This window comes from Marinobacter shengliensis, from assembly GCF_003007715.1.
Lineage (GTDB): Bacteria > Pseudomonadota > Gammaproteobacteria > Pseudomonadales > Oleiphilaceae > Marinobacter > Marinobacter shengliensis.
The window spans coordinates 59,805-83,078 of the sequence record NZ_PXNO01000021.1; the positions used below are offsets into that span (position 1 = coordinate 59,805).

At 57.6% G+C, this 23,274-nt stretch carries 22 protein-coding genes; 13 read left to right on the forward strand and 9 right to left on the reverse strand.

Annotated features, from left to right (window positions below; all coding sequences use genetic code 11):
* The first annotated feature begins 37 nt into the window (after positions 1 to 37).
* Together C7H10_RS06425 and C7H10_RS06430 are read left to right on the forward strand one after the other, a co-directional pair.
* Complete coding sequence (locus C7H10_RS06425; RefSeq protein ID WP_106694212.1) at positions 38 to 739, forward strand: c-type cytochrome; 702 nt, start codon at positions 38 to 40, stop codon at positions 737 to 739.
* 228 nt (positions 740 to 967) lie between these two features.
* The gene (locus C7H10_RS06430; RefSeq protein ID WP_244178202.1) at positions 968 to 3,016 is read left to right on the forward strand and encodes a putative bifunctional diguanylate cyclase/phosphodiesterase; all 2,049 of its coding nucleotides are present in this window, start codon (positions 968 to 970) and stop codon (positions 3,014 to 3,016) included.
* Between the two features lie 3 nt (positions 3,017 to 3,019).
* On the opposite strand, the gene C7H10_RS06435 is transcribed toward C7H10_RS06430, so the two are convergent.
* Together C7H10_RS06435 and C7H10_RS06440 are read right to left on the reverse strand one after the other, a co-directional pair.
* Entirely contained in the window at positions 3,020 to 3,772 is a 753-nt protein-coding gene (locus C7H10_RS06435) for a YiiX/YebB-like N1pC/P60 family cysteine hydrolase (RefSeq protein WP_106694214.1), read from the reverse strand.
* 80 nt (positions 3,773 to 3,852) lie between these two features.
* Positions 3,853 to 4,419 carry a hypothetical protein gene (locus C7H10_RS06440; protein WP_244178203.1) on the reverse strand — a complete coding sequence of 189 codons (567 nt, stop codon included), beginning with the start codon at positions 4,417 to 4,419 and terminating at the stop codon, positions 3,853 to 3,855.
* Between C7H10_RS06440 and nrtS the strand changes: the two genes are divergently transcribed.
* Together nrtS and C7H10_RS06450 are read left to right on the forward strand one after the other, a co-directional pair.
* Entirely contained in the window at positions 4,413 to 4,718 is a 306-nt protein-coding gene (gene nrtS, locus C7H10_RS06445; RefSeq protein WP_244178204.1) for a nitrate/nitrite transporter NrtS, read from the forward strand. The genes C7H10_RS06440 and nrtS overlap by 7 nt on opposite strands.
* Positions 4,719 to 4,789: 71 nt before the next feature.
* Positions 4,790 to 5,728 (forward strand): DUF3179 domain-containing protein, encoded by a 939-nt coding sequence (locus tag C7H10_RS06450; protein ID WP_106694217.1) that lies wholly within the window; start codon positions 4,790 to 4,792, stop codon positions 5,726 to 5,728.
* An 11-nt stretch (positions 5,729 to 5,739) separates the two neighbouring features.
* Here C7H10_RS06450 and C7H10_RS06455 read toward each other — a convergent pair whose 3' ends face one another.
* Positions 5,740 to 6,000, reverse strand: coding sequence for a zf-HC2 domain-containing protein (locus C7H10_RS06455; RefSeq protein WP_106694218.1), 261 nt, complete (start codon positions 5,998 to 6,000; stop codon positions 5,740 to 5,742).
* Positions 5,994 to 6,614, reverse strand: coding sequence for an RNA polymerase sigma factor (locus tag C7H10_RS06460; RefSeq protein ID WP_106694219.1), 621 nt, complete (start codon positions 6,612 to 6,614; stop codon positions 5,994 to 5,996). Before C7H10_RS06460 ends, C7H10_RS06455 begins: the two co-directional genes overlap by 7 nt.
* Positions 6,615 to 6,803: 189 nt before the next feature.
* On the opposite strand from C7H10_RS06460, the gene C7H10_RS06465 reads away from it, so the two are divergent.
* From C7H10_RS06465 to C7H10_RS06500, 8 genes are all read left to right on the forward strand, one after another.
* Positions 6,804 to 8,996 (forward strand): FAD-dependent oxidoreductase, encoded by a 2,193-nt coding sequence (locus C7H10_RS06465; protein ID WP_106694220.1) that lies wholly within the window; start codon positions 6,804 to 6,806, stop codon positions 8,994 to 8,996.
* Positions 8,983 to 9,954 (forward strand): radical SAM protein, encoded by a 972-nt coding sequence (locus tag C7H10_RS06470; protein ID WP_106694504.1) that lies wholly within the window; start codon positions 8,983 to 8,985, stop codon positions 9,952 to 9,954. The genes C7H10_RS06465 and C7H10_RS06470 overlap by 14 nt, the downstream gene beginning before the upstream one ends.
* Before the next feature lie 281 nt (positions 9,955 to 10,235).
* Positions 10,236 to 11,639, forward strand: coding sequence for a sodium:solute symporter family transporter (locus tag C7H10_RS06475; RefSeq protein ID WP_106694221.1), 1,404 nt, complete (start codon positions 10,236 to 10,238; stop codon positions 11,637 to 11,639).
* Positions 11,640 to 11,660: 21 nt separating this feature from the next.
* A complete protein-coding gene (locus C7H10_RS06480; RefSeq protein ID WP_106694222.1) occupies positions 11,661 to 12,617 on the forward strand; it encodes a hypothetical protein in 957 nt (318 codons plus the stop codon).
* Positions 12,618 to 12,766: 149 nt separating this feature from the next.
* Positions 12,767 to 13,282, forward strand: a complete 516-nt coding sequence (gene ectA / locus C7H10_RS06485) for a diaminobutyrate acetyltransferase (RefSeq protein WP_106694223.1) — start codon at positions 12,767 to 12,769, stop codon at positions 13,280 to 13,282.
* Between the two features lie 178 nt (positions 13,283 to 13,460).
* Positions 13,461 to 14,729 (forward strand): diaminobutyrate--2-oxoglutarate transaminase, encoded by a 1,269-nt coding sequence (ectB, locus tag C7H10_RS06490; protein WP_061331308.1) that lies wholly within the window; start codon positions 13,461 to 13,463, stop codon positions 14,727 to 14,729.
* A 50-nt stretch (positions 14,730 to 14,779) separates the two neighbouring features.
* Complete coding sequence (locus C7H10_RS06495) at positions 14,780 to 16,231, forward strand: aspartate kinase (RefSeq protein ID WP_061331306.1); 1,452 nt, start codon at positions 14,780 to 14,782, stop codon at positions 16,229 to 16,231.
* A gap of 241 nt (positions 16,232 to 16,472) precedes the next feature.
* Entirely contained in the window at positions 16,473 to 17,465 is a 993-nt protein-coding gene (locus C7H10_RS06500) for a sigma-70 family RNA polymerase sigma factor (protein ID WP_061331304.1), read from the forward strand.
* Between the two features lie 2 nt (positions 17,466 to 17,467).
* Here C7H10_RS06500 and C7H10_RS06505 read toward each other — a convergent pair whose 3' ends face one another.
* Genes C7H10_RS06505 through pdxH form a run of 5 tightly spaced genes read right to left on the reverse strand, consistent with a single transcriptional unit; the run spans position 17,468 to position 20,248 of the window.
* Complete coding sequence (locus C7H10_RS06505; RefSeq protein WP_106694224.1) at positions 17,468 to 17,923, reverse strand: DUF3429 domain-containing protein; 456 nt, start codon at positions 17,921 to 17,923, stop codon at positions 17,468 to 17,470.
* On the reverse strand, positions 17,920 to 18,225 hold the full coding sequence (locus C7H10_RS06510; RefSeq protein ID WP_106694225.1) for a DUF6482 family protein: 306 nt from the start codon (positions 18,223 to 18,225) through the stop codon (positions 17,920 to 17,922). The genes C7H10_RS06505 and C7H10_RS06510 overlap by 4 nt, the downstream gene beginning before the upstream one ends.
* A 57-nt stretch (positions 18,226 to 18,282) precedes the next feature.
* Entirely contained in the window at positions 18,283 to 18,867 is a 585-nt protein-coding gene (locus C7H10_RS06515) for a DNA-3-methyladenine glycosylase I (RefSeq protein WP_106694226.1), read from the reverse strand.
* A gap of 15 nt (positions 18,868 to 18,882) precedes the next feature.
* Complete coding sequence (locus C7H10_RS06520; protein ID WP_106694227.1) at positions 18,883 to 19,644, reverse strand: 4'-phosphopantetheinyl transferase family protein; 762 nt, start codon at positions 19,642 to 19,644, stop codon at positions 18,883 to 18,885.
* Positions 19,613 to 20,248, reverse strand: coding sequence for a pyridoxamine 5'-phosphate oxidase (gene pdxH, locus C7H10_RS06525; protein ID WP_106694228.1), 636 nt, complete (start codon positions 20,246 to 20,248; stop codon positions 19,613 to 19,615). Before pdxH ends, C7H10_RS06520 begins: the two co-directional genes overlap by 32 nt.
* Positions 20,249 to 20,425: 177 nt before the next feature.
* Between pdxH and C7H10_RS06530 the strand changes: the two genes are divergently transcribed.
* Positions 20,426 to 23,254 (forward strand): DUF748 domain-containing protein, encoded by a 2,829-nt coding sequence (locus tag C7H10_RS06530; RefSeq protein ID WP_106694229.1) that lies wholly within the window; start codon positions 20,426 to 20,428, stop codon positions 23,252 to 23,254.
* Positions 23,255 to 23,274: the final 20 nt, after the last annotated feature.

The following is a 23,274-nucleotide window of genomic DNA, read 5'->3' on the forward strand; positions in this document are numbered from 1 at the left end:
CCCTGAATAATGAAAAAACGACCGGAGGTGACTGATTATGTCCACAGAAAACAAACGCAGGGCCCTGCTTGGCAGGTTGTCGCGAAATCTAATGGTGACGGTTCCCATGATGACCGTCGTGGCGGTTGCGGGTGCAGGCTTCAACGCCGGTGTTGGTTCCGGCTTCGGGCTGATACCGTCGGCCGAAGCGGCGCAGGGAGAAGCAGAAGGTAAGGCCCGGGGAGAAGCGGAAGGCGAAGCCCGCGGTGAAGCTGAAGGTGCGGGCGAAGCCCGGGCTGAGGGAGAAGCGGAGGGCTATGCCGAGGGGGAAGGTGAAGCCGAGGGCGAGGCAGAGGGTGAGGCAGAAGGCGAAGCGGAGGGAGAAGGCGCCTCTGCAGCTCTCAAAAAAGCGGTTCGCCGGCCTGAAGGTTACCAGCCCTACCAGGGTAACGTAGCGGAACTCCGGGAGTTGGGTGAAAAGCTGTTTAACGATAACAGCCTGTCTTCCAATGGCCTTTCCTGCGCCACCTGTCATGCCAATGGCGCCGGATACAACGCCACATTCAAGAATGAATACCCGCATAGGGTTGCCATGGGGCAGCGCGACTTCGGACTGGACATGGTGCATCTGGATGAAATGGTCCAGATCTGCATGGTCGCGCCAATGGCTGCGGACCCTCTGGCATGGGGTTCGAAAGAACTGGCAGCGCTAACCGAGTATTCCCGGGTGGAACAGAAGAAGTTTATCGACAAGCAATAGTCGATTCCTGAGTCGTTCGTGTTGAGTCCAGGTTGGGTGGAGCCGAAAGGTCCACCCTTTTTTTGTAATACTGCTGTGTTTCGGGTGTCTCTTTAATACAACAAGCTGACTCAAGAGGCGCATATGAAACCGGGTGTTGGTGTAGGCGTGAATGAACGTGCTGGCGGGCCGGCTTCAGTTAGATTTCCGCTCAACAGGCGTACTTTGCGGCACTGGGCAAAGCAATTAGTGGCATGTCGGCTCTGCCGCAACCTCACCCTGACGGCATTTCTGGCGATACTGGTCATCGAAGCGGCGATCCTGATCCCCTCTTACCGAAACTACGAAGAAAATCTATTAAGTGAACGGGTGGATGTCGCAAGCCAGGCGGTGATCACTTTTCTCAAGCATACCCAAAGCCATCCGATTCATCCGGAGGATCTGAATACGCTGATTGCCAGCAGCCCGCTGGTCGGGATTTCCCTGAGTAGGGATGGCGTGATGTATACGGCGGGCGAGGCCATTGAACAGCCAAAGCCCGCCGATGGAGTGCTTCGTAATGCGCCAAGAACCGCGGCAGGGGCCATCGATCTGGTTTGGACCTCAGACCCAACGCTCTCTGACTACGAGGTGCAAGCGCGCGTGGATGTAAGCGAGGTTCCCGCCGAACTGCTCGCCTTTGTTTTCAGGATATTGGGCTTGTCGTTGTTGATTGCGGTGTTTGTAACCGCAGTCACTATGTTTGTGATTGACCGGATGATGTTGTCTCCTCTCCTCAAACTTCGGGAGCGGATTTCCCGGGCTGGTGAAGACGCGGAACACCCGCTGAAATATCTGACACCCACCGGCCGCCACGACGAGTTTGGGGAAGTCGAAGGCGCTTTCAACAGCATGCTCAAGCAGAATGCTTCTTACCTCGCACGCTTGCATCTGCTCAATCGGGAGCTGGATCAACTACTGGATGAACGTACCCAAACTCTTCGCAAGACTGAGCAGGAACTGCAAATCCGCACGTTGTATGATCAGCTTACCGGGCTTGCCAACCGGAACCTTTTTGAAGAGCAGCTCGACCGTCATTTTGATCAGGTGACTCCGGGAGAATCCGTTAAAGAGGCCGTTCTTGTGCTTGGGCTGAACGATTTTCAGGCCCTGAACGGCCTGGCCGGACATAAGACCGGGGATCGCGTGCTACAGGAAATTGCCCGAAGGATTGGGGGTTTCAGTGCCGACCATGGTCATGTCGCCCGGTTGGGGGGTGATGTCTTCGGCTTGCTGGTCCGTGAGCACCATCGCCACCCGTTTGAGAACCTTCAGGCGCGGATATCCGCCATCATTGAGGCTTGTCAAAGGCCGGTCCAGGTGGCTGGCAAGTCCTACGAATGTGAGGTCAGTGCGGGAGTGGCCGTTATCCTTTTGGACGGCCGGGATGCCCGAACCCTGCTAAGCCATGCCGAAATTGCGATGCGTCGGGCAAAGAAATCGTCAAGTGAGCGGGTACAGTTCTTCGCTTCGGAATTCGGAGAGCAGGTTCATCGCCGGCAGGAGATGATCAGCAGTCTGAAGGCAGCCATCCAGAATCAACAACTTGAGTTACATTTTCAGCCTCAGTTTGATCGTCTAAGGCACTGTGCCGGCTATGAAGTTCTTCTCCGTTGGCATCACCCGATTCTGGGCGGCGTGTCACCTGCAGAATTCATCCCCCTGGCAGAGGAAACCGGGCTCATTGTCAGCATCGGTGACTGGGTGCTCGATCAGGCGGTTGCCCGGCTAAAGCTTTGGGTCAACCAAGGGTTCAGAGGTCGGATGGCGGTAAACGTGTCTGCCATGCAGCTTCACGACGAGGCCTTTGCCGATCGGATTGCGGCTCTTCTGCAACGACACGGCGTATCGGCCGGGCAACTGGAGCTGGAAATTACCGAGACCGCATTAATGGAAGATGTCGAACGGGCCATGGCCACGTTAAATCGCTTTCGACAGCTCGGGCTGGACCTGGCCGTTGATGATTTCGGTACCGGTTACTCTTCGCTAGCGTATTTTAAGGTGATGCCGGTATCCCGAATCAAAATCGACCGGAGTTTCGTGAACGGTTTGCCAGATAGCGAACAGGATGAAGTGCTTTGCCGGACGATTATCAATATGGCTCACAGCATGGGCTGCGAGGTGATTGCCGAAGGTGTTGAAACCGAAGCGCAGGCGAGCTGGTTGGCCTTGGCGGGTTGCGATGAGCTGCAGGGGTATCTGTTGGGACGTCCGAACTCGGAAGGCTTCACCAAAAGCGGACGCCAGCATGTCCGCTAACGCCTATTCCTTCCATGGGAATTGCCGATAATCAAACCCTTGCTCCAAAGTAGGTTTGATCACAGCGAAATAGGGCGATGCATCAAAGTCCCGGGGGGCGAACAGGGAATGATGTCGAATCCGGAAGTACTCCCGTTGCTGGGCCTCAGAATCCGCGTCATCTTCTGAATCGATCAGACGCTCAGGCAGTATCGGATACCGGATCGACTGGAAGCCTTGAGCGATAAATGTCGAACAAATGGCCCGGGTTGGGTCGCCACTGCCCAGTGCCAGCATGGAACGACGATAACGGGTTGGTACCGGTGGCGTGGGGCATAGGTAGCGTGCCAGGTCCCAGACGTTTTTCAGGTCGTACTGGTGCCCGAGCCGGCTTTTCGAGTAGTCGATCAGCTTACTGATATCCTGCTCACTGAGCCCCACTGGCCGGCAGATCCGGGTGTGAAAGTGCCGGTAAAACGACAGAGGCAGACAACGAATGCCTTTCTCAAGATCCGCCTCAACAAGAACATACGCTTCGCCGTCTTCAGCGACGCCCAGGCCTGCCTCTGGGCCCAGGTACAGCGCCGCATGGGACCAGGTGGACTGGGTCAGGTACTTGATGGCGGTGCTGATTCTTGTATTGCCTTCCACCAGAATCACATCGCCGGGTTTGATCGAGCCCTGAAAGGCCGCCCAACTGGACGTTCGGGCAGAGTAGCATTTGATCTGTTTGGAAAGGTAGGCGGCGAGGCGCCTCGACAGCCAGTTTAATAACATAGTTACCCCGATTGCATGTGTGTTGTTATTGGTACTAGGGACAGGCAACCGGGGTGAATGTTACAGGTTAATGCACCAATTCACGCAGTTGCAGGGGCCGGTTGGCGGGAGAGTGTCAGGGTATCGTATTCCCGCAACAGGAATAGAGCGGCGCAGGCGGCGAGCATCGGCCAGGCAGCAAAGAACAGGAGGTTGTCAAAAGGCTGAAGGTATTTGCCGAAAGCCGACAAGGTAGAAACGCCGTGAAAGATCAGAATGGCACCATAGGTCCAGGTTTTGAAAACACCCGCCACGAACGCAAGGATCAGTACGAGTTGCGCGGCGCCGATCAGGTAGAAAGCCGTTTCTCCCAGACCATCCAGCCCGTAGAAAGCCCCGAAAACTTTAGCAGCATGGTCTGGCTGAACAAGCTTGTCCAAAGTCCAGAACAAAAACACGATGAAAACGCCGAGACGGAGCAGCAGCAGGGCGAGGGGTAATTGTTTGGGCATTCTTGTCTCCTTGATTGGTTTTTGAATGATCGTTCCAAAGACAGTCCGCTCGTTGTAGAGTTCCTGAGGTGGCGCTGAATCCGTAACAATATCTCCGGGCCAGTGTCTTCGTGTAGCGCCTTGTAAAGCTGGATAAGAGACTGATGCCAATGTCACGAATGTTTTATCACCTTGCACGTCGGTCCAGAGAGGCTGGTGGGCTCGCAGTGAGCCATGGCACGCCACGGCGTGCCGCAAAACTGGCGATGGTGGTGGGTACGCTGCTGGTGGTGATCAATCAATGGGAAGCTGTGACAGGCACAGCATCCATGGATTGGCTGAAAGTGGTGCTGACCTATTGTGTTCCCTACCTGGTATCCACCTATACCAGCGTCAGCAAAGACCTCCACTCGCGAAGCCAGACGGTGGCGGCCGAGCTGGAAGTTTACGGTAAAGTCCGCAATTCCGAGGTATAAGGCCTGGTGTAACAACCTGCTGCTTTCGGTGTCTCTGAAGCAATATCAATCGGAGAGCCTGCGGAGGAGACATGAACCCGCTTATCAAACCCCTGGTCTTTCTGGCGGGCCTGTTGCTTGTCGCTCAGCCTGTCATGGCGGAGCGCAATAATGGCTTTGATCTCAGTGGCGCATTGGTGCCGGCCAGCGAGATCCTGCGCGGTGGGCCGCCGAGAGACGGTATTCCGTCTATCAACGAACCGGTGTTTCAGCCCCCCGGTAACGCGCCACTCTGGCGTAAGAATGATCTCATGCTGACCTTTGATGCCGGCGAATCCAGCTTCGCTTATCCGATCGGTATTCTGAACTGGCATGAGATCGTCAATCATCGCCTTGACGAGGGGCCGGTGTTGATTACCTTCTGTCCCTTATGCGGCACTGGTATGGCCTTTGATCCAGTCGTCGACGGGCGTGAGCTCACTTTTGGTGTGTCTGGCCTGTTATACAACAGTGACCTTTTGATGTACGACCATCAGACCGAATCGCTCTGGTCGCAGATAGAAGGGCGTGCGATTTCAGGACCCTTGGTTGGAAAAGAGTTGAAGCCCGTCGCCATTCGCCATGAACTCTGGAGCCGCTGGCGGGAGCGAGTTGGCAAAAACGGACTGGTGCTTTCCACCGATACCGGCCATCGCCGGAATTACCGTTTATCTCCCTACGGCGATTACGATCACTCGGAGCGTCTCTTCTTCCCGGTTACCCACACCAGCCGGAAGTACCATCCGAAAACCTGGGTGTTGGGCTGGAGTTACAACGGAGAAAGCAAAGCCTGGCCGTTTCCAGAGTTAGCCGAACACGGTACCGTTCTTGAAGACCGCGTTGGAGGAAAAGCTGTAATACTGCATTATGACCCTGACGTGCCTTCTGCCGAGTTGCGTGATGAATCCGGCACCCTGTTGCCGGCAACACGGGCTTTCTGGTTTGCCTGGTACACTTTTCACCCGGATACCCTCATCTTCGAGGCAGAGTAAAACGCTCGGAGCTAGTCCGACTCGCTGTCTTTGGTTGCCCGATTTTTTAGCGCCTCAGTTACCCTCTCGTCGATCTGCCTAAGAAACTCTTCATCGGGCCGACCGGCGGAGTGTGCGCTGAGCAGACTGCTGCTGGCCCTCAAATTGCCAATAAACGTCCGGCAGTCCTTGCACATCATCAGATGCATTTTCACAGTCAGATTCTGACGGCCGCTGAGTTCGCCATCAATGTAATCACTGGCGATTTCGGCCAGGCCCCTGCACATTAGCATTCGCCGGTCTCCTGGAAAGTCTCCACCATGAGAAAGATCTTCTGCCTTGCCCGATGTAACAGTACACGCAGGTTAGAGGCACTGACATCCAGAATGTTACAGACATCATCCGATTTGTGCTGGTGGGCTTCATAGAGCATCAGGGCTGAGCGCTGAGTTTCCGGCAGGGCAGACAAATGTTTGTCCAGGCAATCGCTGAGGGCACCGTTTTCCACCAGATTGTCGGCTGATTCATGGAACTGAAGCTTTGGGGGCAGGTCCCAACGGCCTTTGGCATTGAAACGGTCGGCCAGTTCCGGTTCCAGGCTTTCCGAGAAATCCGTGGCCACTTCCCGATTGCTTGAGCGCAGTTTGTTTTTGCACCGATTGGCAACGATGCGGTGCAGCCAGGTTTTCAGGCCTGAGCGGCCTTCAAATTTCTGTATTGCATCTATCACGGTTACCCAGCAGTCCTGGACAACCTCTTCGGCGCTGGAATGGTCCAGATAAAACCGGGCCACCGCCAGCATACCCGGTGAGTATTCACGGACTGCCCGGTGATAGGCCGTCGCGTCGCCCCGCTTGAGGTCGTCGATCAGTGATGTTTCAAGTTCCGGGCGTGCCGCTGTGTCCATGGGTTTCCGTCCCTTGTCGCTGTCAGTATGGCTGTTTGTCTTTGTATAGTGTTTCGGAATCGGTAAAAGTTCCGGTATTCTGTAGTGAGTGCTCAAAAATAATAGTTCAGGGGCTGTGTAACATCCAGCCGGTGATCGTGTCTTGGCTATAACAGCGTATTGGTTTATTCAATTCTTACAGGCATGGATATGAATCGCAGCAAGCTTTTACTTCTTCTGATTATCGCCGCCATCGTGGGGATCTTCCTCGGATTCGACGGCCACAAACTTCTTACTCTGGAAAACCTCCAGTCGCACCAGAGTGCCATCGGGCAGTGGATTGACCAGAATCTGGTATTGGCCGTCTCAGGTTACGCGGTTATCTATGTGGTTGTGACCGCCCTGTCTCTGCCCGGAGCCACCATCATGACTCTGGCCGGTGGTGCCTTCTTCGGTAACCTTTACGGTTTGGCGGCGGTCTCCATTGCGTCGACCGTGGGCGCATCCCTGGCCTTTCTGGTTGCCCGATTCCTGATGCGGGACACCCTGCGTAAGCGCTACGCGGAAACGGTGGCTAAAATGGACCGCGGCATCGAGAAAGACGGTGCGTTCTATCTGGCCACCCTGCGCCTGGTGCCGGTGTTCCCCTTCTTCCTGATCAACCTGGCCATGGGTCTGACCGCCATGAAGCTGCGCACCTATGCCCTGGTGAGTTGGATTGCCATGTTGCCCGGTACCTTTGTGTACGTGAACGCGGGCACCCAGCTGGGGCAAATCCAGTCGACCGGTGACATTCTTTCGGCCAACCTGCTGCTGTCCTTTGCCCTGCTGGGGCTGTTCCCGCTGATCGCCAAGTTTGTGGTGGGGTTCATCCGCCGCCGCAAAGTGTATGCCGGCTGGCAGAAGCCTGACCATTTTGATTATAACCTGCTGGTGATCGGCGGTGGTTCGGCCGGGCTGGTATCGGCCTATATCGCAGCGGCGGTGAAGGCCAAAGTGGCGCTGATTGAAAAACACAAGATGGGTGGCGACTGCCTGAACACCGGCTGTGTGCCCTCCAAGGCCCTGATACGCAGCGCCAAGGCGGCCGACACCTTGCGCCATGCCAATCGTTACGGGCTGGAGGCGGTGCCGGTAAAAGGCTCGTTCAAGAACATCATGAATCGGGTCAAGGATGTCATCGCAAAAGTGGAGCCCCACGATTCCCCGGAACGCTACCGCAAGCTGGGCGTGGACTGCATTTCCGGCGAGGCGAGTTTCGTGTCGCCCTGGGAGCTGGAGGTGAAACACAATGATGGCCGCACCGAACGTCTCACTGCCCGCAGCATCATTGTCGCCACCGGCGGCAAACCTGCCGTGCCACCCATTCCCGGCCTGAACGACATGCAGCCGCTGACCTCCGATAATTTGTGGGAACTGGAGGAGCAACCGCAACGCCTGCTCGTGCTCGGTGGTGGCCCCATTGGCTCGGAACTGGCGCACGCGTTTGCCCGGCTTGGCTGCCAGGTGACCCAGGTGGAAAAAGGCGAGCGATTGCTGGCAAAAGAAGATGCTGATGTCTCCGAGCTGGTACTCAAACAGTTTGAATCTGACGGAATTGACGTCCGGTTGAAACATTCCGCTGCCGAGTTTCGTATAGAGGATGGAGAGAAGGTCGCCTATTGCGATTATGAAGGCGAGAAGATACGGATTCCCTTTGATCAGGTTTTGGTGGCGGTGGGGCGCGCGGCGAATACCTCCGGCCTGAACCTGGAAGCGATTGGCGTGGACACCTTGCCGAACGGAACTGTGCCGGTGGAAGACGACATGAGCTTGCGTTATCCCAACGTGTTTGCCTGCGGCGACGTGGCCGGTCCGTACCAGTTCACCCATGCGGCCGCCCATCAGGCCTGGTACGCGGCGGTGAACGGTCTGTTTGGCCAGTTCAAGCGCTTCAAGGTGGATTACCGGGTAATGCCCTGGGTGACGTTTACCTCTCCGGAAGTGGCCCGGGTTGGTTTAAGTGAAGCGGAGGCTCAGCAGCAAGGGGTTGCCTACGAGGTGACTCGCTATGGCCTGGACGATCTGGACAGAGCCATCGCCGAGAGCGAAGACCACGGCTTCATCAAGGTGCTCACGCCGCCGGGCAAAGACAAGATTCTGGGGGCCGTGGTGGTGGGTGCCCATGCAGGGGAAATTCTTGCCGAGTTCACGCTGGCGATGAAACATGGCCTGGGGCTGAACAAGATTCTGGGCACCATTCACCCGTACCCCACCTGGAACGAGTCAGCCAAGTACGCGGCGGGTGAATGGAAGCGGGCCCATGCGCCCGAAGGCATTCTGAGGCTGCTGGAGAAGCTCCACGGCTGGCGCCGTGGTGGCAAAAATACAAAAGCATTGAGGAGCACCTATGCCCCTGACTGAAACCCGACCGGCACGCAGTAAACGCATTCCGGCCGTGGAAGTGCTGGAACCCCGGGCATTCGACAGCTGGACCCACACCCGCAACGGCGACCCCCGGGGATACATCGACGCGGACAAGCTCAAGGAGCTGTGGATTCACACGGGCACCGCCTGCAACCTGGCCTGCCCCTTCTGCCTGGAAGGTTCACACCCCGGCGATGGTCGCATTCCGGGCATGAAGCTCAGCGATGTGAAACCGTTTATCCACGAAGCCATCGACATGGGCGTGGAGCAGTTCTCCTTCACCGGCGGAGAGCCGTTCGTGATCCGGGATTTCGTGAATATCCTGGATTACGCCAGCCAGCATCGGCCCTGTTTTGTACTGACCAACGCCACCGAGCCGCTGCATAAACGGCAACACCAGGTGTTGCCGTTACTGGACAACCCCTACCCGATTCACTTCCGGGTCAGCCTGGATTTTCCGGATCGCGCACGGCACGACAAAGATCGCGGCGAAGGCAGCTTTGACCAGGCGCTGGAGGGTATCCATTGGCTGATCGAACAAGGTTTCAAGGTGTCCATCGCCCGCCAGACCGACCCCGGCGAAAACCCGGTGGACGTGGAAGCCGCGTTCCGTGAGATTTTCCGTCAGTGGAACATTCCGGAGAACCTGGCGTTTACCGCGTTTCCGGACCTGGGCACGCCGGGATCTGAAGACGGCAGCCCGGAGATTACCGAGACTTGCATGGAGAAGTACCCGACCAAAGAGGCCCGTTCCCACTTCATGTGCACCTACACGCGGATGCTGGTGAAGAAGGGAGATCAGGTTCGGGTGTATGCCTGCACGCTGGTGGATGATGACCCGCAGTACGACCTGGGCGGCACGCTGGCTGAGAGCATGGACGAGCGGATTATGTTGCGGCATCACCGGTGTTTTTCCTGTTACCGGTTTGGGGCTAGTTGTTCGGCGCCCGGTTGATGTCTTGTTTCGGAGTTCTGGGGTTCTGGAGCTTTGGAGTTACGGCTGTTGGGGTTGGGGGATGCCCTCCAAAACAAAAATCGTGGATTTTTTAATGGTTTTGGAGGGCATCCCCCAACCCCAACAGCCTTGTTGAATACCGGTGGTGTACCGGAAAGCCGTTATCGATGTCGGGGGCGTTGAGCGGTGGAGGGGGTTCCAAAACCATTAGAAAATCCACGATTTTCGTTTTGGAACCCCCTCCACCGCTCAATGACCTGCACTAAACAATGGAATAAAAAATGAACATTACTGAAGCCTCCCTGTTCTGGGGATTCCTGGTGGTCTACGGCGTGGTTATGTACGTGCTGTCGCCCAAGAGCAAGAACGCGAATTCGTTTTACAAGGGCGCGGATGATCACGGCAATCCGGTGGGCCAGTGGTCGCTCACCGCGAGTATCTTTATCAGCTGGATTTTTGCCAAATCGGTGACCAACGCCGCCAATCTCGGGGCGGCGTATGGTGTGGTCGGTGGTCTGGCTTATGCCAGCTACTGGTTGTCGATTCCCGTGGCGGGTTACGTGATTTACCTGATCCGTACCCAGACTGGGGCGCGCAGTTTGCAGGATTTTCTGACCTCCCGATTTGGTCGGTTCGCAGCGCTGGCGTTTGCGGCGGCGATCCTCATCCGGTTGTATAACGAAGTCTGGAGTAACACCGCCGTGGTCGGTGGGTATTTCGGCCTGCCTGGTGAGTGGGAATACTACGCTGCGGCGATGCTGTTTACCGTTTTTACCCTGGCGTACAGCCTTAAAGGCGGGCTTCGGTCTTCGATCTTTACCGATGTGATTCAGGCCTTTGTGTTCGTGTTCTTCGTCGGGGCGGTGTTGTTCCTGATTATTCCGGCCAACGATACCAGCGCGCTGCTGACCAACGGCGAGTTCCGCCTGAACGCCGGCTTCGATCTGCTGCTGGTGGCTTTGCTGCAGCTATTCAGTTACCCGTTCCATGACCCGGTGCTGACCGACCGGGGCTTTGTGAACAAGGAAAAGACCATGCTCAAGAGCTTCGTGGTGGCGGGTCTTCTTGGCTTTGTGGCAGTGTTTATCTTCAGTCTGGTGGGCGTGCATGCGCGTCTCAATGGCATTGAAGCAATGGGCAATGCACCGGCGGCGGTCGGTCAATCCCTTGGTCTGGCGGCGTTGTTCTTTATGAGTGTGGTGATGATGACCTCCGCGGGCTCGACCCTGGACTCCACGTTCACGTCCCTGGCCAAATCCCTGGCGGTGGATTTGCCCCGTCTGGCTCGCCGCGCCAAGGACAAACTGCCGAGTATGCGAGTGGGCGCGGTGGTGATGGTTATTTTTGCTTTCCTGGGCAACCTGCCCATGTTCGCAGGTACCGATATCCTCAAGGCCACGACCATCTCGGGTACCATGGTGATGGGGCTTGCGCCGGTTTTCCTGTTCTATGGTTTTACCCAGTGGTCGCCCTGGAGCTTTCACCTCAGTTTCTGGACCGGGCTCGGGTTGGGTGTTCTGCTGGCGGCGGGCCTCATTCCCTCCAGCTGGGCGATTGGTGATGGTGCCTACGCCATGTTGCTGGGTGTGAATGCCTACGGCTTTCTGATCTGTACGGCGTGTTTCTTCCTGCCTTTGCTGCTGCGGCGCCTGGCCGGAAAGTCTGTGGTTGCTGAGGGCGCGTGATAAAACGGGAGGGATCAGGCAATGGCTGACACAGAAGGGCGCAGCTGCCCGCTGGCTTACCGCTACCGGCCGGAAGCGCTTTGCGGGGAGCCCTCCCATGCCTCCGAGAGTGTGCTGTATATCGTCGGCGGGCTGTACGGCAACCCCTTTGCCCTGGACGAAATCGAAGCCATGGCGCAGGCGGAGGAGCGCCATGGTCACCGGGTCAAACTGGTGTTCAATGGCGATTTTAACTGGTTCAACGCCGACGACACCTTGTTCCGGGAGATCAACAGCCGGGTTCTGGACCATACCGCGGTTCTCGGCAATGTGGATTATGAGCTATCGCTTCCCAATGCCGGAGCGGGCTGTGGTTGTGCCTACCCGGAGTACGTGGATCAAGGTGTGGTGGCGCGTTCGAACCAGATGATGGAACGCCTGCAGGCGCTGGCGGACCAACACCCCGATATCCAAAAGAAACTCTCGCTATTACCAAGATACCGCTGCCTGATCTTTGGAGGCCTAAAGATTTTGGTGTTGCATGGTGACCCTGAGTCGCTGGCGGGCTGGGGGTTGTCGCATGAAGCATTCGCCGCCGGTAACGACCGGCAGTTGGTCAGTTGGTTTCGCACCACCGGTGCCGATGTGATCGCGTGCACTCACACCTGCCTGCCGGTTCTCTGGTCTGGAGAAGTGGATGGGCGCCCTTGCCTGGTGACCAATAACGGCGCGGCGGGGATGGGTAACCTGCGCTCTGACCCACGCGGTTTGATTACCCGTATTGGCTTTACGAGCCCCTTCTCTGAGCCTGTGGCGGGCTTGGCGCGGCCCGGTTTGCACGTTTCCCTGATGCCTGTGGCTTACGATGTGAGTGCCTGGCTGTCACAGTTTGACCGGCTGTGGCCGGAAGGCTCGCCTGCGGCAGTGTCTTATCGGAGCCGCCTGGTGGGTGGAACCAGTCTGGATCCTGGCAATGTGGTTTTTCCTTCCATTCCGTAACCAGTCTGTCACTGGCGAATGCTTCAATTCGGTCTATTCTGAAAGAATCGAACCCCGGTAGTTCTTGGTGGCTGTTGGGGGGGCGACTTGAAATATATTTTGTGGTCTATATAATTCAACTCTAACTTTTGAAGCGAATTGATCACGTTATGACATCAGAAGGATCGAATACCACCGCCATCGCCTTGCGCAAACCCACCAAGGATGATGGCTACAGGCTCCACCAGCTGGTAGCGGAATGCCCGCCGCTGGACCCCAACTCGATTTACTGCAACCTGTTGCAGTGCAGCCACTTTGCCGAAACCGGCGTGGCCGCGGAGAAGGAAGGCGATCTGGTCGGCTTTATCTCCGGATACATCCCTCCCCAACAGCCCGAGACCGTGTTTGTCTGGCAGGTGGCGGTTCACGAGAAAGGTCGTGGACAGGGCCTCGCCAAGCGGATGCTGAAGGAAATTGTGGGTCGCGAAGCGTGCAAAAATGTCACGCATCTGGAAACCACGATTACCGAAGACAACGAGGCGTCCTGGGCGCTGTTCCGCTCTTTTGCACGTGATCTGGGAGCCGAGCTCACCTATCACGAGCACTTCGAGAAAGAGACCCACTTTGGCGGCAAGCACGACCCCGAGTTCCTGCTGCGCATCGGGCCCTTCACGAAGCCTGTCTGAGTGCCCTGATTCACTGATGTGAATCGCCGATAGCGACTAGAAACAGCCGGCGGGCCACCCGAGGTGGGCCTGCCAAAGGGCTGACATCAACGCACGGCGGGCTTGTTGCGACCGACACGTATTACCAGCAGGCTCCCCGCGCAATTACCTCGAACCTGACATGCTAAGAGGCAAGACAATGGAAATTTTTAAGTCCACTGAATCCGAAGTACGCGTTTATTCCCGTGCCTTCCCGGTGATTTTTAACCGTGCCAAGAACGCGCACCTGTACACCGAAGACGGCAAACAGTACCTGGACTTCCTGGCCGGTGCCGGTTCCCTGAACTACGGCCACAACAACGATATTCTGAAAAAAGCACTGCTTGAGTACATCGAAGCGGACGGCGTGAGCCAGGGCCTGGATATGTTTACCACGGCCAAGCATGACTTCATGGAAGCCTATAAGAAGTACATCCTGGATCCCCGCGGCCTGGACTACAAGATGCAGTTCACTGGCCCCACCGGCACCAACTGTGTGGAAGCGGCCATGAAGCTGGCCCGTAAGGTCAAAGGCCGCACCGGTATTATCTCGTTCACCAACGGTTTCCACGGTGTCACCATGGGTGCGGTTGCTGCAACCGGTAACAAGCACCACCGTGGTGGTGTCGGCACGCCGCTGGGCAGCGTTGATTTCCAGTTTTACGATGGTTACCTCGGTGAAGACATCGACACCCTGATGATCATGGACAAGGTGCTGTCCGACAGCTCTTCTGGTGTTGAATTGCCGGCGGCAGTGATTGTCGAGGCGGTTCAAGGCGAGGGCGGTCTTAACGCAGCCCGTGCCGAATGGCTCAAAGGCCTGTCTGACCTGTGTAAGAAACACGACATCCTGCTGATTCTGGATGACATCCAGGCGGGCAACGGCCGTACCGGCGAGTTCTTCAGCTTTGAATTCGCCGGCATCAAGCCGGACATTGTGACCGTGTCCAAGTCGCTTTCCGGTTACGGTCTGCCGATGGCGCTGGTGCTGTTCAAGCCGGAGCTGGATGTTTGGGAATCCGGTGAGCACAACGGTACCTTCCGTGGTAACAACATGGCGTTTGTCACGGCCCGTGCCGCGGTAGAAACCTACTGGAAAGACGACAGTTTCGCTAACGAAGTGAAGGCCAAGACCAAGGTGCTGGGCGACGCCCTGCAGGCGATCTGCGACAAGTACCCGAGTGAGTTCAAGATGAAGGGCCGGGGCCTGATGCGTGGCATTGAAGCGACCCATGCGGACATCACCGGTGCCATTACCAAGCGTGCTTTCCAGAAGGGCCTGATCATCGAGACCAGTGGTCCGAACGACGAAGTCATCAAGTGCCTGATGCCGCTGACCACCAGCGAGGAGGACTTGCGCCTGGGAGCCAGCCTGCTGGCCGAGTCGGTTGATGAAATCATGCAGGAAGGTGTCAGCGAGGCGTCGTAAGGCGCCCGTCATCCAGACCATTCATTCCGCAGGATAGCGAAGGCAAAAATATGACTACGGCACAGCATACCGTCGAGAAGATCGGCGGTACCTCAATGAGTAATTATGAGGCCGTTCGCGACAATATCATTATTGGTAAACGCAAGAAGAGCGACCTCTACCAGCGGATTTTCGTGGTGTCAGCCTACGGTGGTGTCACCAACGAACTGCTGGAGCACAAGAAAACCGGCGAGCCGGGCGTATACGCCCTGTTCGCAGACGCTGAATCTGACTGGGCCTGGGGCGACGACCTCACCAAACTGATCCAGTTCCTGACCGACATCAACGGCGAACTGTTTGAAGACCCCATGCTCAAACAGCAGGCTGACCAGTTCATTACCGACCGAATTGAAGGGGTGCGGGGTTGTCTGATCGACCTCCAGCGTCTGTGTTCCTATGGCCAGTTCCAGCTGGAAGAGCATCTGCTGACCGTTCGGGAAATGCTCGCCGGAATCGGTGAAGCCCACAGTGCGTTCAACACCGCCCTGAAATTGCAGCAGGAAGGCATCAATGCGCGCTTTGTCGACCTGACCGGCTGGCGCGACAGCGAACTGCTGCCTCTCGACCAGAAGCTTAAGCAGGCGTTCGACAGCGTTGACCTGACTCGCGAACTGCCGATTGTCACCGGCTACGCTCAGTGCAAGGAAGGCCTGATGCGAACCTTTGACCGGGGATACAGTGAAATGACCTTCAGCCGGGTGGCGGTAATCACCAATGCCCGTGAAGCGATCATTCACAAGGAATACCACCTGAGTTCTGCTGACCCCAATATTGTGGGTGAAGAGAAGGTGGTGCCCCTGGGCCGAACCAACTACGACGTCGCCGACCAGCTCGCCAACCTCGGTATGGAAGCCATTCACCCCCGTGCCGGTAAGGGCCTGCGCCAAAACGAGATTCCGTTGCGGGTGATGAACACCTTTGAACCGGAGCACACCGGCACGCTGATCACTGGCGATTACGTCAGCGAGAAGCCGCAGGTGGAAATCGTGGCCGGTGCCAAGGGCGTGTTCGCCATTGAGGTGTTTGACCAGGACATGCAGGGTGAGCCGGGCTCAGACCGCCGAATCCTGGAAGTGCTCAGCCGCTTCAAGGTGCGCTTCATGTCCAAGGACACCAACGCCAACACCATTACCCATTATGTGGACACCACGCTCAAGCACGTGAAGCGTGTGGTCAAGGCGCTGGAGGAAGAATTCCCCAATGCCGAGATCAGTACCCGAAAAGTGGCCCTGGTGTCTGCCATCGGCAGTGATATGAAGGTGCCGGGTATCCTGGCACGCTCTGTGAAATCGCTGGCGGACCAGGACATCAGCGTTCTGGCGATTCACCAGTGCATGCGTCAGGTGGATATCCAGTTTGTGATTGAAGAAGACCACTACAACCAGGCGATTGTGGCCCTGCACGGTGCTCTGATTGAACCCCACAATCACGAGTACGCCATTGTGGCGGCTTCAACCACCTGAAGAATTACCCACCGGCAAAACCGGTCGCTTTGCCGGTGGGTAATGGAGGACGTCTTGCCTCCTGATCGGGCGCCCGGTCGGCCGTTTTGCCCGGTGTTTTCACCGGGTAAGTAACATGGCCGGGCGTGACCGATCTCCTCACCTCCCCGCTCGTTTGTCTCGGTTTTCCACGCCTTCCAGGGCAATCTGCCCGCCCGACCTCACCGTATATTCAGCAAAGTTTCAACGGGTACCTTAGCCAATGCAGATACATGATCGGCAGGGACCGTCTCCGACTCTTCCCCACGATGGTGAAAGGGATTCCCTGGTAGGGTTGTACTTCAGGGATGCGTCCCGACATGAACTTCTCAGCGATGATGCGGAGCGCCGCCTGGCGCGGCAGCTGATTCGCAGCTTAAGAGTGATCAGCCAGGAACTCTGTTTGCCCGATGACACCCCACAAACCCTTCGGGAAGTGGTTGGTAGCCTGGGTGATGCCTGTGCCTTCTCCAGCCGCTGTCGCCGGGCCTATCACCTAGCCATGGCCTGCCGGCGCCGGCTGATTCAGTGCAACCTGAGGTTGGCGGTGCACATCGCCCGCCGTTACAACCAGCACGGTATCCCCATGTCAGACCTGATTCAGGACGCCAATGTGGGTTTGATCAAGGCGGTTGAACGATACGACCCGGCCAAGGGTTTTCGTTTTTCAACCTATGCCTACTGGTGGATCAGCGAGGAGGTGCGCCGTTGCCTGCAGCGTGGCGTGCGGGTAGTGCACACACCGGAGAACGTCGTCGAGGAAATACGTCAGCTCCAAAAAACCTCCATGCGATTACACCAGGCCCTGGGGCGCACGCCATCGCAGACCGAGCTGGCCAAAGCCATGGAGGCCTCGCCCTCGCGCATCGGCGAACTGAGAGCGCTGGCCGCCCGGGAAGTGTCCACCGATGTGCCTTTGCTTGAAGACGGTACCATTACCCTGGGCGACAGCCTGGCCAGTGGCGAAACCATGTCTCCAGACCATCCTCTGCGGCAGCGGGACCGGCAGATTACCTTGCAGGCCATGATGGGTGAGTTGACTGAGCGGGAGAGGGATATTCTGTCCCGACGTTATGGACTGGGCGTATCCGAACCGGAGACGCTGCAAACCCTGTCGGATCAGTTGGGAATCAGCCGTGAGCGGGTACGCCAGATAGAGAAGACCGCGTTAAAGAAGCTGCAACAGTGGTTTTCGGAGCCGAACAACGGTGCCTGACCTCAGGCACCGTGACTAAGATAGAACCACACGCCGACGGTCACCTGGCATACCAGCACCACGGTGGTCAGCACCAGGCGCAGTCGCAGATACCATGCAGGCCAGTAGGGCCGCATCCAGCGAGCGTCTACGATGTACAGCAGCAGGTAGGCGGTGGTGTACAGGGCAATCTTGTGGGGCGTTTGTAATAGTAGCCCTACGCCGGCGGCGACGAAAAACAACTGGCTGAGCAACATCGACACCAGTGGTGACTGGGGGTAGGAGCGGTTCTCCAGTTGCAGTGCGATGGTCCAGTAAATGCCGGCCATGAACGCGAGAATGCCCGCACTGTACGCGTAGAACCAGCTCAGGATGATGATGCTTTTCCCCGGCATTGCAAACAGGCCGGCGGTTCCTGCAAGAAACGGTATCAGGCCGGCTATGCCGACCAGGATGGCGAGACGGGCAACTGCAATCACGACCGCTGCCTCTGAACCTGTATCCGCATGGGTTCGAGTTCTGTTGGCTCCATGCCCACCATTTCATGGTAGGCGGACGGGTGAACAATCTGGGTTTCACGCACGTCCAGATCGCTCAGGGTGTCCTGCAGCTGCCAGGCGCTACGAAACAGGCGTGTTTGTCCATTGTCGTCAGACAACAGCATCAGGCCTTCCGGCCCATGGAGTCTGGCCATGTAATGCTGGCCTTCCAGTGAGATGATCTCCAGCAGTTCAATGACCGGCTGCTCGAGATTTCTGAGTTGGTTGAGGGTGATGCGCACGGATTGGCTCCCGAAATGGTGCTACCAAGGAACTTACGTGCAACCACCCGGGTGAGATCATTGTGACAGCGTAAAGCACTCGTGATGGGCGGGGCAATGAACGAGGTGATCGTTGACCATGCCGGTGGCCTGCATGAAGGCGTAGACGATGGTTGGGCCCACAAAAGTGAAGCCAGCCTTCTTCAGCGCCTTTGACATGGTTTCGGATTCTTTTGTGATGGCTGGGACCTCCTCAAAGCGCTGCCAGTGGTTCTGGATTGGCTTGCCGTCCACGAATTGCCAAAGAAATGTGGAAAACTCGATGCCACGCTCCTGAAGTTTGAGAAAACTGCGGGCGTTGGTGACCACAGAACGCACTTTCAGCCGGTTGCGGATAATTTCCGGGTTTTGCATCAGACGGGCTTCATCCTGCTCGGTAAACCTGGCAATGGCCTCGGGATCGAAACCGGCGTAGGCGTCGCGATAGCCCTGCTGTTTACGCAGAATGGTAATCCAGCTCAGGCCGGCCTGCTGGCCGTCCAGGCACAGCTTTTCAAACAGAGCCTGGTCATCGTATTCCGGGCGGCCCCAGACGGTGTCGTGGTAATGCACGTAGAGTGGGTCGGTGCCACACCAGGGGCAGCGTTCGCTATCTTGGGTCATAACAGTGAGTCCCGGTTATCGCTTTGACCGGATGACCCTGTGGAACATGGGTTCCCAACTTGCTTCCTGGGTACCCGCCAGTGCCAGGTTGTAGTCATCCGGGGGTGGTTCCAGCAAGGTGATACCCGGCCAACTGCCCGGGCCGCCCTGATCCCTGCCTCGATAGACCAACGTTACCAGAAAACCCTCCACGTAGAAGCAACTGGCCAGCCAGGTCTGGTCTGGCTGATCGCCATAGAGCTCAAATTGGTTGCGAACTTCAAGGGTTTGCAGGTTGCCGGCAATGCCACGATCGGTTGCCTTGAGCCAGGCCTCTTTCAGGGTCCATACTTTAAGGAAATTGAAGGGGTCATCGGCGCGAAACAGCCACTCCTGTTCGATGGGGGAGAACCAGCGTCTGGCAACGGCGACCCAATCCGGCCTGCGTTGGCTTGGCTCGATGTCGATACCCAGCTGATAGGTGTCTGTGCCTACGGCGCAAAGACCCCGGCTATGGCTCAATGAGAGATAATGGCCTTCCGGATAAACGGCACGGTTTGGTCGCCCATCCACGGGAAGACAGCACTCTGGTGCACGGTCGCTGGTTTGCGCAAGGCTTTGCCGGAGTAGCCAGCGGCTGGTCAGGAACTCCTGGCGGCGAGTACCCGCCAGCCGAGCCAGTGTTTCAGCCTCGAAACCGGTCATCCAGGCCGGAGCTTCGGGAACATCCCGGTTGATCTGGTGGCACAGCCAGATACTGGGACGATCAGGGTTGGAGTCGTTGGATGGTCCAGCCATCGGCCTCTCTCACGTATTCAAAACGGTCGTGAAGTCGGCTTGGCCGTCCCTGCCAGAACTCGATGCGTTCCGGTACCACCCGATAACCGCCCCAGAAGCTGGGTAAGGGTATTTCACCGGAGCTGAACTTGCGTTTCATCTCCGCCACCTTTTGTTCCAGTAGCCCCCTTGAGGTAATCGCCTTGCTCTGTTCAGAAACCCAGGCACCGAGCTGGCTGCCACGGGGTCTGGAGGCGAAGTACCTGAGGGATTCCGCCTTACTGACTTTCTCTACCTTTCCCTGAATACGTACCTGGCGGTTCAGACCGATCCAGGGGAACAGCAGCGCAGCCCTTGGGTTTTCGTCCAGTTCTCTGGCCTTGCGGCTGCCGTAGTTGGTGTAGAAAACAAAGCCTTGGCTATCAAAGTATTTCAGTAGCACGGTGCGCAAGTCCGGCATCTGGTCAGAGCCGGTGGTGGCAAGTGACATGGCGTTGGGTTCCAGAATCCCGGCACTACGGGCATCGTTAAACCAGGCCTGGAACTGGGCTACTGGGTCGTCATTCAGGTGTTCCCTGTCCAGCCCCTCACTTTCAAAATCCCGACGCATATCGCCGATGTCCATTCACCTCTCCTCGTCTTGCTGCGTAACCCGCTAAGTGTCTACAGGTACGGCACTCAAGCATAACGGGTTCACGTTGGCGTGTCAGCGGCTGACAAAGGACTACCGGGCGGACTATCCTAGTGTCAGGCAGGGGGTGCAGGCAGCCCCGTGTGTTCGCCCTCGATCAAGGAGAGTTTCGTGGCCCGGAGTCATTCCCCCAGTCGTTTGCCCAGAAACCTGGCTATTGTAGCGGTCGTTCTGTTTGGCTTGTACGCCCTCGCAGGCTTTTTGGCTTTGCCCTGGTGGCTCGAAAAGACTTTGCCGGAACAGCTGAATCAGCAGATGGGCTGGCAGGCTGAGTTGTCGGAAGTTCGGGTAAACCCCTTCACCCTGACCCTGGATATAACGGGGTTGTCTGCGGACGACCGTGCCGGCGAAAAAGTGGTCGGGTTTGATCGCCTGTTTGTAAATCTGGGTTTCTTTCCCCTGTTCCGGGGGATCGTCCATTTCCAGGACATTCGCCTGCAGGAACCGCACATCCGGCTGGATCTGTTGGATGACTATAGCATCAACTTTGCCCGCGACTGGCAGGCCTCCCGGCCAGATGAGCTCGCACAGGAACCCGTAGCCGCAGCCGAAGCCGGGGATGAGGCAGGCGCGATACCCAAGCTGTACTTCCAGCACCTGGCGATCGATGGCGGCGAGTTGCTGTTCCGGGATTTCAGCCAGGCGGAGCCGGCAGAGTTCCGTATTACCCCGCTCGACCTGTCCATCAACGAGCTGGCCACCTGGCCAAGGGAGACCGGTGGCAGTCAGTATTCAGTGATCGCTGCCCTGGGTGACCAGACCATTGAGTGGGACGGCGAGCTGAGCGTAACGCCACTGTACTCCGAAGGCCGCCTGAAAGTGTCTGACGTGCAGCATGACACCCTGGCGCATTTTCTGAAGCCGTTTCTGCCGTGGCAGTTACGGGATGGCACCGTGACCATCGAGTCCCATTACCAGTTGGCGGGCGGCGAGCCGTTTGAGCTGATCACGTCCCAGGGCAAGCTGACTGTGCAGAACCTTGCCCTGGCCCTGGATGCCGGGGATGAGGAACCGGGCTTGACCACTTCCGGTATCCAGGTTGATGGTATCGGCTTTGATCTGACAGCCAGAGAAGTCCGCGTAGGTATGATCACACTCGATCAACCCTTTGTTGCCGCGGTCCGCAACAACGAGGGTCAGATTGACTGGCTGGCAACTATGGCAGAAGCCACTGCCGATGAAGGCCAGGGCGAGCCACCGGACACCGGCGTACCGGCGTTTCGCTGGTCGGTTCAGGGTTTTGAGCTGGCTGACGGGCGGGTGCGCTGGCGGGATCAGGTGCCACAGCAGGCGGCGGAGCTGGAACTGGTGGATCTGGACATAACCCTGGGCGGTTTATCGGATCGCCTGGATGAACCCGTCAGCTACCGGCTGAGTTCAGCGCTTGCCAGTGGTGGCCGTGTCGCCGCCAACGGCCAGTTGACACCGGCGCCGTTCACGCTGGAGGCGGCAGTATCCGGTTCCGATCTTGTGCTTGCGGTGATGGAGCCATACCTGCAGCAAGCGGCCAACCTGGCGTTGGCCAGCGGTGAGTTGAGTTTTGATGGCAACCTGGACCTGGACAGCCAGGACGATCCGATGACTGGTACGTTCAGCGGCACCGGCGAGGTCGCAAACCTGGATTTAAGGCTGCCTGATGGCGATGCCTCCATGTTGGGCTGGCGTACCCTGCGCCTGGCGCCAATCGAATTCAATGTTTACCCGCCAAGGCTGGAAATCGGCACGGTAACCCTGGCACGGCCCTCGCTGAACGTCGTTCGCTCATTTGATAGCGTGCACAATCTGGCCCGGATCGTTCGCGGGCAGCCAGATACCGGCAGTGAGCCTGCATCAGCGCAATCGACAGGCCCCGAAGCCAGCTCCGGCGAACCGGAGTTTGTTTTCCGGATCAATCAACTGGTGGTTGAAGACGGCGCCGTCGGTTATTCCGATCGCACACTGGAGCCGCCGTTCAGTACCAACTTTGATCATCTCACCGGTGCGGTCAGCGGCATCAGTAATGTGCCGCCACAGCAAGGACGGGTGAACCTCAAGGGCCGACTCGCAGGCGTTGCCCCCGTCACCTTTGAAGGCACGCTGGGCGCATTGGGCACCGAGGATACCAGCGACATTCGCCTGGCCATGGAGGATCTGGCATTGCCGGTATTGTCACCCTACTTCGGCCGATACCTGGGCTACGCCGTCGACTCGGGCAAGCTCAAAATGAATCTGGACTATGCGTTCACCGGCACCCGCCTGAAAGCCTCAAACCGGGTAGTGCTGGACCGTATGGAGCTGGGTCAGGCCGTTCCGAGTGATGAGGCCATCAGCGCGCCGGTCAAGCTCGGCCTCGCGCTGCTGACAGACCGCCGTGGCCTCATTGAGGTCGACTTGCCGGTGCAGGGTGATATCGCCGATCCGGAATTTCGGGTCGGCCAGATCGTCATGCGCGCCTTTGTGAACCTACTGGTGAAAGCCGCTGCATCCCCTTTCAGCATGTTGGGCTCCCTGGCTGATCTGGCGGGCTTCAGTAGTGAAGACCTGGGCGAGGTCAGTTTTGTGCCGGGTAGCGTTGAGTTGGCAGAGGGTGAGGCCGCCAAACTGTCGGCCCTGGCACAGGCTTTGAGGGAGCGCCCTGAGCTGGTGCTGAACGTTCGCGGCGGCGTGAATCCGGAAGCTGACGCCCTGGCGCTACTGCGCGCCCGGATGGAAGCCCGGGGCGAGGAACTGACCGACGAAGCCTGGGCCCAGGCACAACAAGCCTGGCGCGAGGGTGAGCGCCCGCTGCCGCCAGAGGCCCTGGGGCAACTGGCTACCAACCGGGGTCTGGCGGTTCGCCGCCTGCTGCAGGAAACCCACGAAGTAGACCCTGCCCAGTTGTTCACCCTGGAGCCGTCCCGCCAGGCCATCACCGATGAACAGGGGCTTGTCACCGTGCAGTTCACGCTGGACGTTCGTTAATCCTAATTGAATCAGGTAGT